General features: G+C 56.8%; 15 protein-coding genes and 1 pseudogene. 9 read left to right on the top strand and 7 right to left on the bottom strand.

From position 1 onward, the window contains the following. Positions 1–285: 285 nt before the first annotated feature. On the bottom strand, positions 286–909 hold the full coding sequence (locus tag G536_RS0100555; protein ID WP_022821636.1) for a hypothetical protein: 624 nt from the start codon (positions 907–909) through the stop codon (positions 286–288). 108 nt (positions 910–1,017) lie between these two features. Between G536_RS0100555 and G536_RS25550 the strand changes: the two genes are divergently transcribed. The 3 genes from G536_RS25550 to G536_RS0100540 all read left to right on the top strand — a co-directional run bounded on the left by G536_RS25550 (position 1,018) and on the right by G536_RS0100540 (position 2,723). Next, complete coding sequence (locus tag G536_RS25550) at positions 1,018–1,386, top strand: transposase (protein ID WP_022821635.1); 369 nt, start codon at positions 1,018–1,020, stop codon at positions 1,384–1,386. After that, positions 1,374–2,189, top strand: a complete 816-nt coding sequence (locus G536_RS25545; RefSeq protein WP_022821634.1) for an IS3 family transposase — start codon at positions 1,374–1,376, stop codon at positions 2,187–2,189. Before G536_RS25550 ends, G536_RS25545 begins: the two co-directional genes overlap by 13 nt. A 195-nt stretch (positions 2,190–2,384) precedes the next feature. Then, entirely contained in the window at positions 2,385–2,723 is a 339-nt protein-coding gene (locus tag G536_RS0100540) for a hypothetical protein (protein ID WP_157530246.1), read from the top strand. Positions 2,724–3,015: 292 nt separating this feature from the next. Here the strand turns inward: G536_RS0100540 and G536_RS31705 are convergent, their stop codons facing one another. The 6 genes and pseudogenes from G536_RS31705 to G536_RS32650 form a co-directional block, all read right to left on the bottom strand. Then, a complete protein-coding gene (locus G536_RS31705; RefSeq protein WP_157530244.1) occupies positions 3,016–5,289 on the bottom strand; it encodes a T9SS type B sorting domain-containing protein in 2,274 nt (757 codons plus the stop codon). Continuing rightward, positions 5,286–5,720, bottom strand: coding sequence for a hypothetical protein (locus G536_RS31930; protein WP_157530242.1), 435 nt, complete (start codon positions 5,718–5,720; stop codon positions 5,286–5,288). Before G536_RS31930 ends, G536_RS31705 begins: the two co-directional genes overlap by 4 nt. A 143-nt stretch (positions 5,721–5,863) precedes the next feature. Then, on the bottom strand, positions 5,864–7,492 hold the full coding sequence (locus G536_RS32945; RefSeq protein ID WP_022821631.1) for a M4 family metallopeptidase: 1,629 nt from the start codon (positions 7,490–7,492) through the stop codon (positions 5,864–5,866). A 330-nt stretch (positions 7,493–7,822) separates the two neighbouring features. After that, a pseudogene (locus G536_RS32940) lies at positions 7,823–7,918 on the bottom strand (hypothetical protein); the annotation flags it as partial. Between the two features lie 18 nt (positions 7,919–7,936). Further along, positions 7,937–8,239: a hypothetical protein gene (locus G536_RS0100525; RefSeq protein WP_157530238.1), complete on the bottom strand. Its 303-nt coding sequence runs from the start codon at positions 8,237–8,239 to the stop codon at positions 7,937–7,939. 801 nt (positions 8,240–9,040) lie between these two features. Beyond that, entirely contained in the window at positions 9,041–9,412 is a 372-nt protein-coding gene (locus G536_RS32650) for a nucleotidyl transferase AbiEii/AbiGii toxin family protein (protein ID WP_022821629.1), read from the bottom strand. A 212-nt stretch (positions 9,413–9,624) separates the two neighbouring features. Between G536_RS32650 and G536_RS25540 the strand changes: the two genes are divergently transcribed. From G536_RS25540 to G536_RS0100485, 6 genes are all read left to right on the top strand, one after another. Further along, positions 9,625–10,740: a sensor histidine kinase gene (locus G536_RS25540; protein WP_022821627.1), complete on the top strand. Its 1,116-nt coding sequence runs from the start codon at positions 9,625–9,627 to the stop codon at positions 10,738–10,740. Beyond that, the gene (locus tag G536_RS0100505) at positions 10,737–11,519 is read left to right on the top strand and encodes a LytR/AlgR family response regulator transcription factor (protein WP_022821626.1); all 783 of its coding nucleotides are present in this window, start codon (positions 10,737–10,739) and stop codon (positions 11,517–11,519) included. The genes G536_RS25540 and G536_RS0100505 overlap by 4 nt, the downstream gene beginning before the upstream one ends. 129 nt (positions 11,520–11,648) lie before the next feature. Further along, positions 11,649–12,092, top strand: a complete 444-nt coding sequence (locus G536_RS25535; RefSeq protein ID WP_051166806.1) for a DUF305 domain-containing protein — start codon at positions 11,649–11,651, stop codon at positions 12,090–12,092. Positions 12,093–12,188: 96 nt separating this feature from the next. Then, positions 12,189–13,595: a YncE family protein gene (locus tag G536_RS0100495; RefSeq protein WP_022821624.1), complete on the top strand. Its 1,407-nt coding sequence runs from the start codon at positions 12,189–12,191 to the stop codon at positions 13,593–13,595. A gap of 111 nt (positions 13,596–13,706) precedes the next feature. Beyond that, complete coding sequence (locus tag G536_RS0100490) at positions 13,707–14,936, top strand: hypothetical protein (protein WP_022821623.1); 1,230 nt, start codon at positions 13,707–13,709, stop codon at positions 14,934–14,936. Positions 14,937–15,043: 107 nt separating this feature from the next. Continuing rightward, positions 15,044–16,516 (top strand): YncE family protein, encoded by a 1,473-nt coding sequence (locus G536_RS0100485; protein WP_022821622.1) that lies wholly within the window; start codon positions 15,044–15,046, stop codon positions 16,514–16,516.

The following is a 16,516-nucleotide window of genomic DNA, read 5'->3' as shown; positions in this document are numbered from 1 at the left end:
AACGGACGTTTAAGTAATGATACAAACTCCGCTTAGAAGGTAGCTTGGCCTTTTACAAAGGACCGTGGCTGTTGCAGAACCCACTAGCCAGCTCGTTAACAGGATGGGGTAGCAGATAAAACAGAGGTAAATGGCACGTTTGCTAACCTTTCTAGCTCGGTTTGGCTCGTAGAGGCCTTCCCGTAACAGGAGCCTACTGAGTTCTGCAACAGCCACGTCCGTTCAAGAAATGTTACGGAGTCTTTTCACCTCGTCGACCCAACAGAGGAAACCAGCCGACAGACGCTACTTTCTGAGTTGATAGCTTACGCCTGCGGTTAGTGACCAAGCTTGTAACCTATTCTTCGATACCATCTGTGGCTGTGCCATTTGGTCTTGCGTGTAGTTAATGCTTACTTGCCCCACATACTGCTGACTAAACGAGTTGCAATAGCGGCCTGCCATTGATACCTCCCAGCGCCGGAGGCGTACGCCCCCAGTTAACCCGGCCTCATAATTGAGGAAATGATTGCGCTCAAAACTTAGCAGCTGTTCCGTAATGAACTCAGGCGGGTTACGGGCATATTGGTAGGTTTCCAAGTAGTCTGAATCGCGGATTTTAGTGTGTACGTAGAGTAATCCAAGGGACGGCGACAGATAGAAAGGTCCCTTTCCGAGCGGGGAATATTGCCCGACCCGTAGTGGAACATACTCCGTCAGAAAAACCCAAGACATGGAGCGTCCTATTTCATCAATTAGATCGACTGTACACGCGCCCAAGCCACCCGTAGCATAGCCCAGCTCGATATAGCGGTTGTGTCGTAAATGGGCACGCAGGAGCAATTCCACGGCAATAGAGTTCCCCGCTACCTGGGTTTTGGCTCGGCGTTCGCCCGCCACAAACGTGTCCGAAAAATTAAAGTACTGCACGGGTTGCAGAGTAAGCCAGAGGGTTACGGGCCTGTCAACCGGAGAGGACGTAACAGGTGAGGTGGTCTAGTTAAGCCGCACAGAAACAGGACGTATATTTCCTGAGTCATGAGCGCAAAAAGCAGCAAATCCACGCCGGACAAACGGCGCAAATACGATGATGCTTTCAAAGCGGAAGCCCTGCGTCTGGCTAGTGAGAGCCGCAGTACGCAGGCCGCCGCCCAGCAAGTAGGCATCAGCCCCAAGCTGCTCTACCGCTGGCAGCAGGCCCAACTTGTGGCCGAAGTAGGCAGCGTGGAAGTGGCCCGCGATCCGGAAGTGCGCCAGTTGCGGGCCCAACTTAAACGAGCCGAGCAAGAGCTCGATATTTTAAAAAAGCCTTGGCCATCTTCAGCCAGCCACCCCGGTGAGTACTTATCACTACATCGCGCAACGGCGGACCCAAGTGCCCGTGCGCCAGCGCTGTGCTGCGCGTAGGGCCGAGCGCGTACTACGCGTGGCAGCGGCGACAAAAACCGGCGCTCGAACCGGCTTGGCAAGTAGCCGTGCGCCAGGAATTTAACTGGCATTCGGCGCGCTACGGCACCCGCCGCTTGCGGGCCGAGTTACACGCCCAAGGGCACGTCGTGGGCCGCTGGCGCATCCGGCGCACGTTGGCAGCCGCCGGCCTGCGGGCTCAACAGCCGCGCTCGTTTGTACCCCGCACAACGGATTCTGACCCGAACGTGCGCGCCGCCCCTAACCGGCTGCTGGGCCAGCCCGCGCCCACGGCGCCCAACCAGGTGTGGGTGGGCGACATCACTTACTTGCCTCAGCAGGGCGGCGGCTGGTTGTACCTGGCCACGTGGCTCGACCGCTACTCCCGTAAAATCTTGGGTTGGGACGTGCGCGAATCCATGCCCGAAGACCTGGTTAGCGAGGCCCTGCGACGCGCTCTGGCCGTGCGTCAACCGCCCGCTGGCTTACTGGTCCACTCTGACCAAGGCAGCCAGTACTCGGCGACCACCTTCAAGGCCTTACTCACCCGCCACGAGGCGGTGCAAAGTATGAGCCGGCGGGGTAACTGCTACGATAATGCGCACGCCGAGTCTTTTTGGAGTCGGCTCAAAACCGAACTACTCGCCGGCGGCAGCTTCCGCAACCTGAGCGAAGCGCGCCTAGAAATCAGCCACTACATCGCCTATTACAATGCTGAACGGCGGCATTCTGCCCTCGGCTACCTCACCCCCAATCACTTCGAAACCCATTTTCAAACTGCGTCCCAACTCTGTGCGGCATAGTTAGACCACCTCACTTTCAACTAGAAGCCCACAACAGAATTCAGTTTTCCAGTCATAGACAACACAAGTCATGGCTGTTCGCTGTCTGTTTCAGCTACACTTTCTCAGGCTAATGGTGGATTTATGCAGTTTCATGTATATTATAAGCCTTCTGTCACTGTCCATTATGCTACCACACCTTTTGCTCCTGCTCCTATGTCCCATTCGGTACCGGCCTCCATGGCCGCCCCAAATCCAGGCATTACCTTCTCTTATGAGGAGGGCCTATCTTACGTACAACACCACTTGAACTCCTTTATGCACGGCGAGTTGAAACCGTGGGCTCATGAACGACACCTTAACTACTCGATGGTAGTCAATCTTAAAAATGGGCGGCTCACTCGCCCTATGCCCCATTTAGTGCAGCAGATCATTGTCTCCATGGGATTTGATCTGAAGGCGAAACGGATCAAGAAAGACAACCAATTCGAAGTAGAATTTTCTCTGCTCGATGCATCGCAAATTGCTTTGTTTCGCGCTCGAATGCTTACCTAAAAAGGGAAGATTTTTACAGTTCATCCCTGCTTCTTATGCTGCTATAGTATCTATTCTGTTTGGTTTTACAATCACTTGCGCGGGACAGTGGCAAGAAAACAACCAATCAGAAGTAGCAGCTTAGGGAACATCTTGTCTGGAAACCCCGTGGTCATTTTGCCCACGGGGTTTTGTTTAATTTATCTAGCTTTAGCAATATACATTCACATCTTTTGCTAAAGCTAGGCTGCACATGAGTTCTTCTACCTCACTAAGCCACATCTCATCACCGACTTACAGACGACTTGGTAATTTACCGTATCACATCAATCCAGCCTTTGACCTGTTGGCCGGTTTTGATTTCTCGCAACCGGTAGAAGTAGACGCCACCAGGCAAATTAGCCGCATTCCAAGAGTGCTGATAATCAGACGCCTGATAAACTTCCTTACCCCAGCGATTGTATATATTTAACACCCATGTCCCTTGATCGAGACCAATAATTTTTAATTCATCGTTTTTGCCGTCACCGTTTGGCGTGATAATATTGGGGACAAACACAGCTTGACGGCAATCATATATCTGTAGCCGAATCGTATCAGTTGCACTACAAAAAGCCGTGGACACGGTCACCCAATAAGTTCCTGATTGAGGCGGTGTGAAGGTAGCGTTGGTAGAGCCATCCGACCAACGGTAGCGTACACCAGGCAGTGTAGCATCCAGTACAAAGGCTTTTTCTGAATTTTGACACAGAGCCGTGTCTTGGCCTAGATGGATTGTGGGCGGTGTTAAATAATAAACGCGCAGTGAATCCCGTTGGCTACACCCCAATGCATTCGTGCCTTCCACCCAGTATAGACCTGGTTGGTTGATAGTTAGTGTTGCAGCGGTGGACCCATCCTGCCACCGATAGCGTACCCCTGCCTGCACTAGGCGTGGACGTAAGGTTAGTGTCTGACCTATACAGACCACTGTATCCATACCGAGTTGGATTTGGGGTTGTAGGGCACGAGTGATGAATAACGAGTCACGGGCGGTGCAGCCAGCAGCACTGGTCACATCCACCCAATACCAGCCAGGTTGTTGCGCCATGAACGTGGCTGCAGTAGAATTATCCTGCCAGCGGTAACTAGTTATTCCCGCTACAGTAGGTGTCAGCAAGAGCGTGTTACCTGGACACAGGGCTGTATCGCGTCCCAAATTTACTCTGGGCAAAGGAGCTATATCAACGTAGCGACGCAATGTATAAGGTTGGCCACCAGAAGAATACAATGTTAGTGATACGAGGTATCGCCCGGGGTTTTGATAGATATGCGTTGCGGTCATTGAGGCTGATGCGGAGAGAATGGGGGTGGAATCACCAAAATCCCAACGCACCGAATCAGCACCGTAAAAGGCAGGAAAAGTAAAGCGTACTGGATGACGCTGACAAGCACCAAGTACCGTGAAATTCCACAGGTCCTGCGCCATAAAAGAGGGTAGCCCCTGTGTAGCACGGCGCCCTCCCAAGCTTATCCCTTGGTCAACATAAGCACACGCTGCCCCTAAGCGATTCGGATCCGAAATAACGCCTAAAAACTGGGCTGAGAGGTTCGTATGAGCCAAGTAGATTCGCCCATCAGGTGCAAGCTGCAACCCACTTTTTGACCCTGAGCCAGGAGCAGGGATTTGCACCACCGAGGACGCTACATTAGGGCTGGTTAAATCGTATTGAAAAAGCCCCCCCCACAGTGGGTCCGTAACATAGAGCTTAGAGCCGTCAGGGGAGAACTCTACCCCGTAACTAGTGATGCGAGCTGGTGGCAGAATTACGGGGTTGGTAATTCGGCCGGTGGCAGGATCAAAATCCAGTAATTCCACACTAGGTATACCTTGTGTTTGTTGAGGATTAATGGTTGATGCCGCCAAAGCAAGTTTACGACCCGTGGGGGAAACCTTAAGTTGTCCAATCACTTGAACCGACTGATGCACGAATCCGTCACGGCTTCTTACTGGTTGTAAGCTTAGTCCTTGGGCCGACAGCAAATACGCATAAAATTGATCTGAATTTCGTTCGTGGCCTATAACCCACACGTCGCGCCTGTTGGCATGTAATGCTGCGGCTACTCGTTCTGTGGAAGAAGCCTGGAGTAATTGGTTCCGAATAAGTACCTCACCTAACCCATTTTGCGATCGCATATCTACAACAGCATATCGAAACCCAGCAGACTGCGTATATTCAGATGGAGAGAATATATAGTATAAGTAGCTATTGCCTGGTTGAGCTACAATTATGTATTGGCTGGTCGATGAGCTTCCCGTTAATCCAGTTCCGCCAACCATGACTTGGTGGAGCCGATTCCATACAGTAATCCCATCCGTATAGAACAACAAATTCCCTACACTGTCAGCTCGACTGCTACAGCCTTCTGCAGTATTTAGCTGTCCATTCGTGAGAGGGGTAGGAGGTAAGAAGCGGAAATCCAACCCAGCTTGCTGGCCAAAGTACCATTGAGAGGCAGCTAGTTGAGCGTACGTGCGCGAATCAACAATGTGTAGAATAAGCAGGACAAGGCAACTCAACAGTTGCCGCCACAGATGGATTTTCACCGCTTGACAAAAAGTGTGACTTGCTTATCTTCTTTTTTCATTGATGCATCAGATGCCGATACTGGCACGGGTGTTATCTGGCGCAGTGTGAGAACGTAGCGTCTACTATTGGCTAACACGACTACGGAGTCATTTAATGCGGTGCCGCAGCCTAAGCACAGTGTGGTTGTCTGATTACTTCCCTGTTGATCACGCACACTCAGGACAGTTTTTGCCATACCTGGTAAGGAACAGGGGGGGCAGCGGTTATCCTGAACATCGTCTACGGTAACAGTTAATTCTGGCTTATCTTGATCGGGCAAACCAGCGCTTTGTGCGTAACGGAGTTTAAAGTCTTGGTTGAAAGCAGCATTTAGATTAGGGGTAGCAGCTTTTTCTTTACAACTCAAGAGAAAAAGTGTTGTTGCCAAACAGCAGAGATATTTCATCATGGTTGAATTTTTATTTGGTGAATACTGATAAGAAGAGCCCAAATAGGCTAAAAAAGTTGTACGACCTATGTAGAAAGCCTGTCAGAAATTTATTTCTAACAGGCTTTCTAACTTTCTAAGGTGAATGTTACAGCAGTAAGATCTTAGCGGCTGATAAGGAAACGTTTAGTAAGCGTGCCCTTAGGTGTAGAAACCGATAAAATAAATGAGCCCGCTGGCAGTTGAAACACATCAAGCAAAACGGATTTTTGCCCAATTGGCACTTGTTGGGTGTAAAGCACTCGTCCTAACATATCGCTGACATTTAATGTCCTAGCGGAAACTGATGCTGAGGTAAAATCTACTGTTATGGACCTATCAGCTGGATTAGGATAGAGTGTCATACCCTGCTTGGTCGATTCATCAACTGATAATGCTCTTTGAGCTTCTTCAGGGCATATTCTGCATTGAACCCTACATTGCTCAGTGTTGATTGTCAAGTTACGCCAGACATTCGCCGACGGATTAGCAGGGAACTCAATATAAACGCTAAGCGTAGTTTCCTCGTCATAATCAGGAACCTGGGATAAAACGGTATAGTCAGTTTGTCCGAGGGGCGAAAAATCGAACAATCCATTGCTATTCGACCAAGTTTTGGTAGCTCCTGGGGAGGCTTGAACCCGATATTCGTTATACACACTTGTGCCATCCTCCGTGCAAAACCGCCGTTGACCGGTGATTTCTGCGGCGCAGAACTCTGGGGCCGCAGCACCTAGTCCTACCGCGGCCCATGCATTAGTAGTTGCGGTAACTTCAGCCGAACATGCCCCATATATGTCAGTGGCAGCTTGAATAGCAGAGACCCGCGCGTGGTTATAGTCGGAAGTCGAGTTTAGATAACGGGTAAGGCTACGATAAGCAATACGTTGCGCTTTTTCCTCACCTATTCCGTTTACGGTTACATTAAAATCACGCGGTCCAGTCCCAACGGAAAGAAAATAAAACCAGCGATTCTGAACTCCTCCATTCTGGTGGGGTTCGGCTCTGACAAAGTCCCAGCCACGTCCTTGATATATTTGAGCAGGCTGGTTTAAACCAGCAAAAGATGGCCCTTCTTCCTCAGCCATAACCCTTGGAACTCCAATCCCTTGTAGTACAGTCCAGTTGTGTTGTCCTGTATGTAAACGCTCAGTCATCTCGCCAAAAATATCAGCAAATGATTCGTTCAAGGCGAAGGATTCACCTGACAACTGTAGATTGGCTGAGCCTCTCACAACACCATGAGTGAATTCATGGGCCATAACATCTAGTTCTGCAAAGCTACGTTCGTCTGCTGGTCCAAAATCGTAGTTGCGTCCTACAGTAATGTAATCATTCCCGTTGTACATGTCATAGAAAGCGTTGTTGCGATAGTTATTCACTAAAACTCTTAATTCACGCCCATCGCCATACGCTCCATTGCGATTAAATGTGGTTTTAAAGTAATAGTGCGCAGTTTGCATGCCGAAATGGGCGGAAGCAGCAGACCTCGCTTTGAAATCCCAATTCCAATTAGTGTTCTGAGGAGAGCCCTCGCTGCCACTCGCCTCTATGTAATAGCTGTTCTGATTATCCCAATCGCTGGACCCGTTACCGTCGCTATATTTTGTTAAAATATATGAGGTACGGCAATAGTCTTTAAGTTGATATCGGTTGCGGGAACTATCCCACCATGTACCTAAGATGTTATTTCCATTGTACCAAGTGTTCACTTGGTTACCAAACTGACAGCTGCTATTAGCAATTAAAGACATAACACGTAGCAGACGCCCAGTAAGTGCATCTACATATACAGCCTCATGGGCTTCTGGTGTGAGCCGCCTAATGTCAAAACGATAGGCCAGCCGGTGTATAGCATCAGGAGCATCTGCATCGTTTGTAGTCAAAGCATACAGGAGTTCTCCTTTAGGAAGGCTAGTGGCAGATGGATTATGCTTTTCGAGGCGTAATTGCTCTTCACGCCACTGATCTTGCCATGCATAGAGGGTGGCGGGAACGTTACGCAAGGCTATTGCAAAAGCTTGACTTTCAGTAATAGCAGGTTTTTGACTAGCACCAAGTACCTGTACTAGACGGCCAGTTGCATGTGAAGCATGCCCTTCTTTGGCATATATGCTAAAATCGGCTCCTTCTATTGGCACCCCGGCATGGTGCTGAGTATAGCGATACCGTGTAATATTTAACTCATCCGTGAGACTTTAAGTGGATTTCAACTCATCTGTAGAACCCAGGCCCAATGCTTCTTTGTGTTTACTGGCGATCTCCTGAGGCTTGTCCTTCAGATTGTCCTTGAATACGATCCATCCATCAGCTCGAACCTCTTTGGCAATCAGTCTTATCTTTTCTTGTGGGTAAGGTGTCCTACCCTCTTTGTTAGCATGAAACTGTGCAGCAGCTTGGTCAACAGTTAAACTCAGAGTTCCCACACCAAATACCATTAACCACGATTGCCAAGTTGTGGATTTCTTGAGCGAATGCGAATACCTTGTAAAATTGAGCATAAGAGTTTGTGATTATGTGGATGGAAGAATATATGATAATTATAGTAAATACTTTGTATATATATAGATTAACTTTTGATAATACTTATTTTAATTGATTGATACTATGGACTTATAGTTGAGTTGTGTAGTACTCCCCAAAGTTTGGACAGTTCAGGCGGGCTATCTTAGTCCACGCCATGACCCCAAAACGCGCCCGTCGCCGCTTAACCGCTGAGTTCATAGCGAAGGTGGCCTTAGCGGCTCTGACGGAGCGGCAGCCACTGGCTGAACTGGCCACGCGCTATCAGTTAACTGTGGCGCAAATCAGCCGCTGGAAGCTGCGGTTGCGCGAGCAGGCCGCTCAGGTCTTCCTGCCCGCCACAGGTAGGGGTTGCGTTAGTAATCGGACAAAGGATTACGATAAGGTAGTAAGCAGGGAAAAACGGCTTTCGACTTCAAGCGCAGGAAGTTCAGCTTGAGCGAAGCAATTGGCCAAGCGTAGCCCGTCCGGCTCACTGGTTAGTGAACTCGGTTCAGGGTACCAGAAAGCTATAAAAAGGGGGTAGTGGGTACTTTGATTACCGCTACGGGTTTTGGGTACCAGGTTTTGTCGGGCCGACAGTCCCGAGCAGATGAGCAGTAGCTGGTACCCGAAATCCCTCGTTTTCGTGCTCCCTGTCCTGTGCGTCACGCGAGGCGATGAGCAAGGTAGGTAGCTCTCTTTACCCAGGCAAGCAGCAGAGGCAGGCATCTAAGCGCTATTTAAAAGCCATTGTTAATCAAGTATTTATATGCTTATCGTAATTCTTTGTCCATTTACTAACGCAACCCCAGGATGTGCTCCGTGGCCACTGGGCTATCTTCCATGAACAACCGGTCGTATCGGTGGTGTACGCGCCGGTTCTTACCCATTTTGCTGCCCAGGTCAACCACTTCGGCCAGTGCATCGGGACGGTCGGCGGCCACGGCGGCTTTATGCACCTCGCGGATCAGCGCCCGTACCTGGCTGTGCGTGCGTCCTTGCAGTAGCACCGCTAGGTCGATGTCCTCGGAAAACCGTTCAATCAGCTTGAAGGCCTTGGACAGGGACGTGCCTCCTTTGAAGACAACCTCGCCCGCAATGGCGGAATCTGCCAGGTTGCGGAGCACCCAGGTGACCCAGTAGTGGCCTTGGTTAAAAGTTTGGTACAAAGGTTAAACAGGCTAGTGAGAATTGTCTGACTCTCGGTGGGAGGCCCGCGCCTGCTACGGCTAACCTTTTTCACAAACTTCCCGTGCGCTTAGCCCCGGCGGGGTAATCGAGCTCGCCCAATACCGGCCCGAAGGCCCATTGGCCCGCCAAAAAGGCCATTCTGAATGCCAGGACGGCGCGGTGGCGGTGGGTTTCGCTACCTTTAAAGCGCATGAGCACGACCGCAGGGCCCTTGAAAACGCCGCAGAAGACCCCGCCCCTGGTGAGCGGCGCCACCATTGCCCTGGCGTGGCTGCTGTTCAGCGGGTTCATGGTGCTGCTGATTTTCGTGCAGAACCTCTCGGCCGGTACGCCCACCGACTGGCGCGAGGCCCTGGGCGGGCGCCTGCTGCACGGCCTGATTTGGGGGCTGCTCACGCCGGTGGTGTTTGCCCTGGCGGCCCGCTTCAACCTCCTCGAGAGCCGCCACCGGCTGCGGCACCTGCTGGCCCACGCGGCGGCCAGCTACGTCCTCACGCTTGCTTACCGCCTCGTGTACGCCGCCGTGATGCACGGCAGCGGGGCCGTGCCGGGCCGGGTTTCCCTCGCCGAGGTCGTGGCCAACGCCAACAGCTGGGTGCCCATTTACTGGATGCTGCTCTGCATCGCCTACGCCGTGCAGTACCGCGAGCGGTACCGCGAAGGCCGGGTGCGGGCCGCCCAGCTCGAAACCCAGCTGGTGCAGGCCCAGCTGCAGGCCCTGAAAATGCAGCTCCAGCCGCACTTTCTCTTCAATTCCATGAACGCCGTCTCGGCCCTGATGAGCCAGGACGTGAAGGCCGCCCGGCGCATGCTGGCCCAGCTCAGCCAGTTTCTGCGGCTGGTGCTGGAAGGTACCGACGAGCAGGAAGTGACCCTGGAACAGGAGCTGCGCCTCACCCGGCTCTACTTGGAAATCGAGCAAACCCGCTTCCCTGACCGGCTGGCCGTGCGCTACAATATTGCCCCCGATACCGAAGGGGCGCTGCTGCCCGCCCTGCTACTGCAGCCAGTGGTGGAAAACGCCGTGCGCCACGGCCTGGCGCCCCGCGCCGGGGCCGGCGAGCTGGCCGTGCGGGCCGAAAAACAGGGCGACCGGCTGCTGCTGCAAGTGCAGGACAACGGCCGGGGCGCGGCCGACACCGCCGCGCGGGGCATCGGCCTGCGCAACCTGGAAAGCCGGCTGGCCACGCTCTACGGCCCGGACTATGCCCTGGCGGTGGAGTCGGCCCCGGCGTGCGGCTACTGCCTGCGCTTGTCCATCCCGTTCCGGCGGGCGGTGGCCGGCGTTACCCCAGAGCCCGCATGAGCCCCATCCGCACGCTGCTGGTCGACGACGAGCCCCTGGCGCGCAGCCTGCTGCGCGAACTGTTGGCCGATTTTCCGGCGCTGGCCGTAACGGGCGAAGCCGCCAACGGCACCGAGGCCCTCACCGCCCTGCACACCGGCGCATACGACGTCGTTTTCCTTGATGTGCAGCTGCCTGACCTTGATGGCGTGCAGGTGCTGCGGCGGCTGCAGGCGGCCGGCCAGCCGCTCCCGCTGGTGGTGTTCGTGACGGCCTACGACCAGTACGCGGTGCAGGCCTTCGCCCTGCACGCCGTCGATTACCTGCTCAAACCGCTGGACCCCGACCGGTTTGCCGACTGCGTGGGCCGGCTGCCGCCGCAGTTGCTGCTGCGCCAAAGCCCGGCCCCCGGCCCCGCGCTGGCGGCCCTGCTGCACAGCTGGACCGCCCCGCCTGTGCCCGACTATCAGGACCAGTTTCTGGTGAAGCTGCCCGAGCGCAGCTTCTTCGTGCCGGCCGCCGAGGTGTGCTACTTCGAAGCCACCGGCAACGGCGTGCTGCTGCACGCGGCCGGCAGGCACTACCCGCTGCGCACGGCCCTGGGCCAGCTGGCCGAGCGGCTCGACCCGGCCGTGTTCCTGCGCATTCACCGCTCGTGCATCGTCAACCCGGCCCACATCGTGGATTTTAAGCATTGGTCGCACGGCGAGTACCTGTTTCGCATGGCCAACGGGCAGCACGTCACCTCCTCGCGCAGCTACAGCGCCGGGGTGCAGCAGCTGCTCAAGCGCTTCGCCTGAGCCGGGCCGGGCCGCAAAAGGCCGGTTCACCCCGGAATAGGTCCAGTTGGCCCGTGTCGGGCGTTCATCTTCTGGAGTTGCCCGTTAGCGCACCAGCCCCCCGCTCATGAGGTGGCAACGGCGCACGACATGACCAAACCCTTCCTCTTTTTACTAGCACTCACCTTCATCGGAGCCCTGACAGCCCACGCCCAACATAACCCGGCGGGCACGAAACCGATGCCGGGCATGGCCGGGATGGCCGGCATGCACATGAACCACGGCATGGCCGCCCCGGGCACCCCGGTCGCCGCCTTCCAGCACGGCATGGATTCGGTGATGGTGGTGATGGACGAGGGCATGCGCCGCATGACCGGCGCCAACCCCAACGACATCGACGCCAGCTTCGCGGCCATGATGCTGCCCCACCACCAGGGTGCCGTGGACATGGCCCGCCTGCAACTGCTATACGGCAAAGACCCGGCCCTGCGCCGCCTCGCCCAAAGCATCATCGCCGAGCAGCAGGTCGAGATTCAGCAGATGGCCGCCTGGCTGAAGCAGCATCCGGTGGCGAGCCAGAGTTCTGGCAAATAGCGCCCAATCAATCAGAACCGTCATGCTTCGACTACGGCTGCGCTCCTGGCTTGATGCGCCACATGCTCAGCATGACGTTCTTTTCCCCAATCCCAAATGAAATTTCCCCTTCTCCCCGGCCTGCTGCTTATTACCAGCGCCGCTGCGGCCCAGGCCGTGAGCCACCGCGACCGGGTGTACACCGCCGACCAGATTTCCAACACCGTTTCGGTCATCGACCCCGCCGACAACCAGCTGCTGGGCCAGATTGTGCTGGGCAAGCCGCAGCCCGATTTGCTGTCGGCGCTCTACAAAGGGCAGGCGCTGGTGCACGGCCTGGGCGCTTCGCCCGACCACAAATTGCTGGCCGTGGTGTCGGTGGGCTCCAATAACGTCACTTTCATCGAGACGGCTACGAATGCCATCCGGGGCAGCGTGTACGTGGGCCGCGCCCCGCACGAAGCTACGTTCCGGCCCGACGGCAAGGAGGCCTGGATAACGGTGCGCGGCGAGGACTACCTCTCCGTCATCGACGTGGCCACGCTGCGCGAAACCCGCCGCGTGCCCGTGCCCAACGGCCCCGGCCAGATTGCCTTCAGCCCCGACGGCCAGCGCGCCTTCGTGTGTTCCAGCTTTTCGCCCGAGCTGGCGGTGGTGGACGTGGCCACCTACAAAGTCATCAAAAAGGTCCCCGTGGTGAGCCCCTTCTCGCCCAATATCTTCCCTACCCGGGACGGCCAGCAAATCTGGTTCACGCACAAGGACGTGGGCAAGGTGTCGGTGCTGGATACCAAGACGCTCACCATCAGCGGCGTGCTGACGACCGGCCCCATCTCCAACCACGTGGCCACGGTGGACGTGGCCGCCGGCAAGCTGGCCTACGTGACGGTGGGCGGCGAGGACGTGGTGAAGGTGTACAGCCGCGCCCCCGGCTTCCGGCAGCTGGCCACCATTCCGGTGGGGGCGCTGCCGCACGGCATCTGGCCCTCGGGCGATGGCAGCCGGGTGTACGTGGGCCTGGAAAACGGCGACTCGGCCGTGGCCATCAGCACCGCGAGCAATAAAGTGCTGGCCAAAATAAAAGTCGGGCAGGCCCCGATGGCCCTGATGTACGTGCCCAACGCCGTGCCGGCCGGCGCGGCCGGCGCCACCGGCCTGGGCCGGCAGCTGGTGGACCAGCCCGCCATCGTCCGCACCCTGAAGCCGCCCACGCCCGGCCCCGCCACCGGCACCATGACGCTGCGCTCGGAAGGGCTGGTGGATTTGGCCACTTTCGCCCTGCGCGGCCTGACGCCCAACACCGACTACGACATCTTCCTGACCAGCGGCACCAAGGCACCCTACCCCCGTGACTACGCCCTGACCACCGTGCGCACCGACGCCAAAGGCGGGGCCATGGGCCAGGCGCTAGGGCCGGTGCAGCGCATCGCGGGCGGGGATTTGAATACATCCGGCAAAACGTTTTCGCGGGTAATCGTGGCGCCCAAAGCCGCTGACAGCGAACCCGTTTTGGTGGCCGAATAGTCCGCCTTTGGACGCCCACCCAAAGGCCATTCATGGCCGCCGGGACAACCATTCCTGCTGCAATGCCGAGCTAATCTAAACTGAATTCACTTGTAACCACAACCCTACAACATGCAATCCATTTTCAATCAACACACTGGCATCAGCTCGCGGGCGCAGTCGCTCAAGCGGTTTCTGCTGCCGGTGGCGGCGTGTGCGCTGCTGCTCGGCGGCTGCAAGAAGGACAACGAAGCCATCGGCGACACCAGCGCGCCACCGGTGCTCAACATCGTCTCGCCGGTGGAGGGCGCGACCATCATGCTCGGCGGGCGGCAGGGCAACGCCACCACGGCCGACTACAACGGCACGGGCTTCGCCATCAACCTGGAAATCGTGACCAAGGACACGGTCACCATCCCCACCAAGGAAAGCCTCAACATCCGCAACACTGCCGCCCTAGGCCAGCCCAACGTGAACCTGCCCGGCTTCGCGGCCAGCCTCGACGTGGACCTGATTAAGCCCGACGGCGGCACCATCCCGAAGGGTACCAACCTGGCCTCGCTCTTCAACATCGCCGGCACCGACGACACGCCCGGCCCCGGCGTGACTACCTGGGTGAGCTGGCACGTGCTGGAGTCGGTGGCGGCCGGTACTACCAGCTGCACGCTGACTACTTCGGTAACGGACCGCGCTGGCCGCAAGGTCACCGCCACCCGCTTGCTGAAAGTAGGCCCCGGACCCAACGGGGCCTTCAGCGGTGAGGCCCTGACGCCCGCCCCCAAACTCATCACCTACGGCACGGTGGACAACCCCGACGGCCCCACGGTGACCATGATTGCCCCGCGCACGCCCAGCAGCGTCAGCCCCGGCATCCAGACGGCGGGCGTGCTGCCGGCCCCGCCCACCAGCGGCGCGCTGTTTTTCATCCAGGTGTCGGCGCTCGATAAGTCGCGCAACGGCATCAACGTGGCCGAAAACGGGGACGGTGCCTTTGGCAAGCCCGCCGCTGACCGCGGCACGATTGAAGACAAGACGCAATCCAACGCCGGCGTGAACCGCTACGTGCCGGGCCTGAAAGTCACCTTCGACGTGCCCCTGCTCCAGCCCAACGGCAACGTGATTCCGGCCGGCGGCAACCTAGCCCCGGTCTTCAACACGGCCGGCAGCGAGCTGGACCCGAGCGGCTTCGTGCGCACCACCTTCGGCTGGAGCGTGGGAGGCACCCTGCAGCTGGGCGGCAAAACCAGCGTCACCATCAAAGCCGCCGTAACCGACGCGGCGGGCAAAACCGGCAGCACCACGCAAGTCGTGCAAATCAGCCCCGTGGCCAACGGCCAGCTGCTGACCCCGGCCCCGCGCTAAGGCACTGAATTTTAGGCCGTAGCCCCGCAACGGTCCGAAGGCTGGCTCGTTTCACGACGAGCCAGCCTTCGTTTTTTAGCGTCCCTTCCACTCCATTTTATTCTTCCATGCGCATTACTAACTTCTCCACTTTGGTCCTTGCGGCCACCCTGCTGCTCGGGGCTTGCTCGAAAAATAACGATGAGGACGCCCAGCCCGACATGGTAGTGCCGGCCGACCCCGGCCCTCAAGCGCCCAGCGCCAGCGACCGGGTGTACACGTCCGACCAGTCGTCGAACACGGTGTCGGTGCATGACCCGAACACCAACCGGCTGCTGGGCGTGATTCGCCTGGGTAAAGGGCGGCCCCAGTTCCTGAGCCCGCTCTACGACCGGGAAACCAACGTGCACGGCATGGGCGTCTCGCCCGACGGCAAGACGCTGGGCGTCATTGCTACCCTTACCAACGCGGTGGTGTTCATCGACCTGGCCACCAACGCCATTAAGAACACCGTGTATGTGGACCGTAATCCCCACGAGGGCTTTTTCACGCCCGACGGCAAGCAGTTTTGGGTGACGGTACGCGGGGCCGACTACGTAACGGTGATTGACGTGGAGAAAATGCAGGCCGTGAAAAACATCAAGACTGCGCCGGGCCCCGGCATGGTGGTGTTCCGGCCTGACGGCAAGGTGGCCTTCGTGGACCACTCCTTCACGGCCGAGCTGGATGTGGTGGATGTGAAAACCCGCGAAGTAATAGCGCGCGTACCGGTGGTGAGCAAGTTTTCCCCTAACCTGGCCGTAACGGCCGACGGCCAGCAGGTATGGCTTACGCACAAGGACGTGGGCAAGGTGACGGTGGTGAATGCCCAGACCTACGCCGTGGAGGGCGTGATTGACACCGGCCCTGGCACCAACCACGTGAACCTGGCCGGCCCCGGCGGTGGCACCCGCTTCAGCGGCGCGGCGGCCGGCGACTTCGCCTACGTAACCGTGGGCGGCGAAAACGCGGTGAAGGTATACACCCGCCAACGCCAGTTGGTGGCCACCATTCCGGTGGGCCCCAATCCGCACGGCGTGTGGCCCAATGGCGACGGCAGCAAGGTGTACGTAGGCCTGGAATACGGTGACGCGCTGGTGAGCATCGATACCAAAACCAATACCAAGCTGAGCGAAACTCCCAGTGGCCAAGACCCGAACGCCATCATTTACGTGGTGAAGGCCGGCGGTGGCAGTCCCGGCACCGGCAACCTGGAAGCCTTTGTGCCAGTCGCGCCCGTTAACCTGCGCCTGGTACCCGTCGGTACGCAGCCGGTACCCGGGGTAGGCGGCGTGGCCGTTATCCGGCCGGTAGAAGACGTGGACGAGTTGATTCTGGCTCTCAAGCGGCTGGCCCCGAACACGAACTACACCTTATACTTATCGGACAATAAAACCGCGCTGGTGGCCCCGGAGCCGGTTATCGCCTTCAAAACCGATGCCGAGGGCGCGGTCGAAGTCAACGCCTACTACCAGATTCGGCTGCGGCTGGCGGGGCGCTTTGCCGTGGTGGTGCTCGGCGACAAGAACCCGGCCGGCGCGGTCACGCTCACGCAGCCGTAA

It is taken from the genome of Hymenobacter norwichensis DSM 15439, from assembly GCF_000420705.1.
Lineage (GTDB): Bacteria > Bacteroidota > Bacteroidia > Cytophagales > Hymenobacteraceae > Hymenobacter > Hymenobacter norwichensis.
The sequence above is the reverse complement of the archived record's forward strand: the minus strand, read 5'-3'. Positions and strand labels throughout refer to the sequence as shown.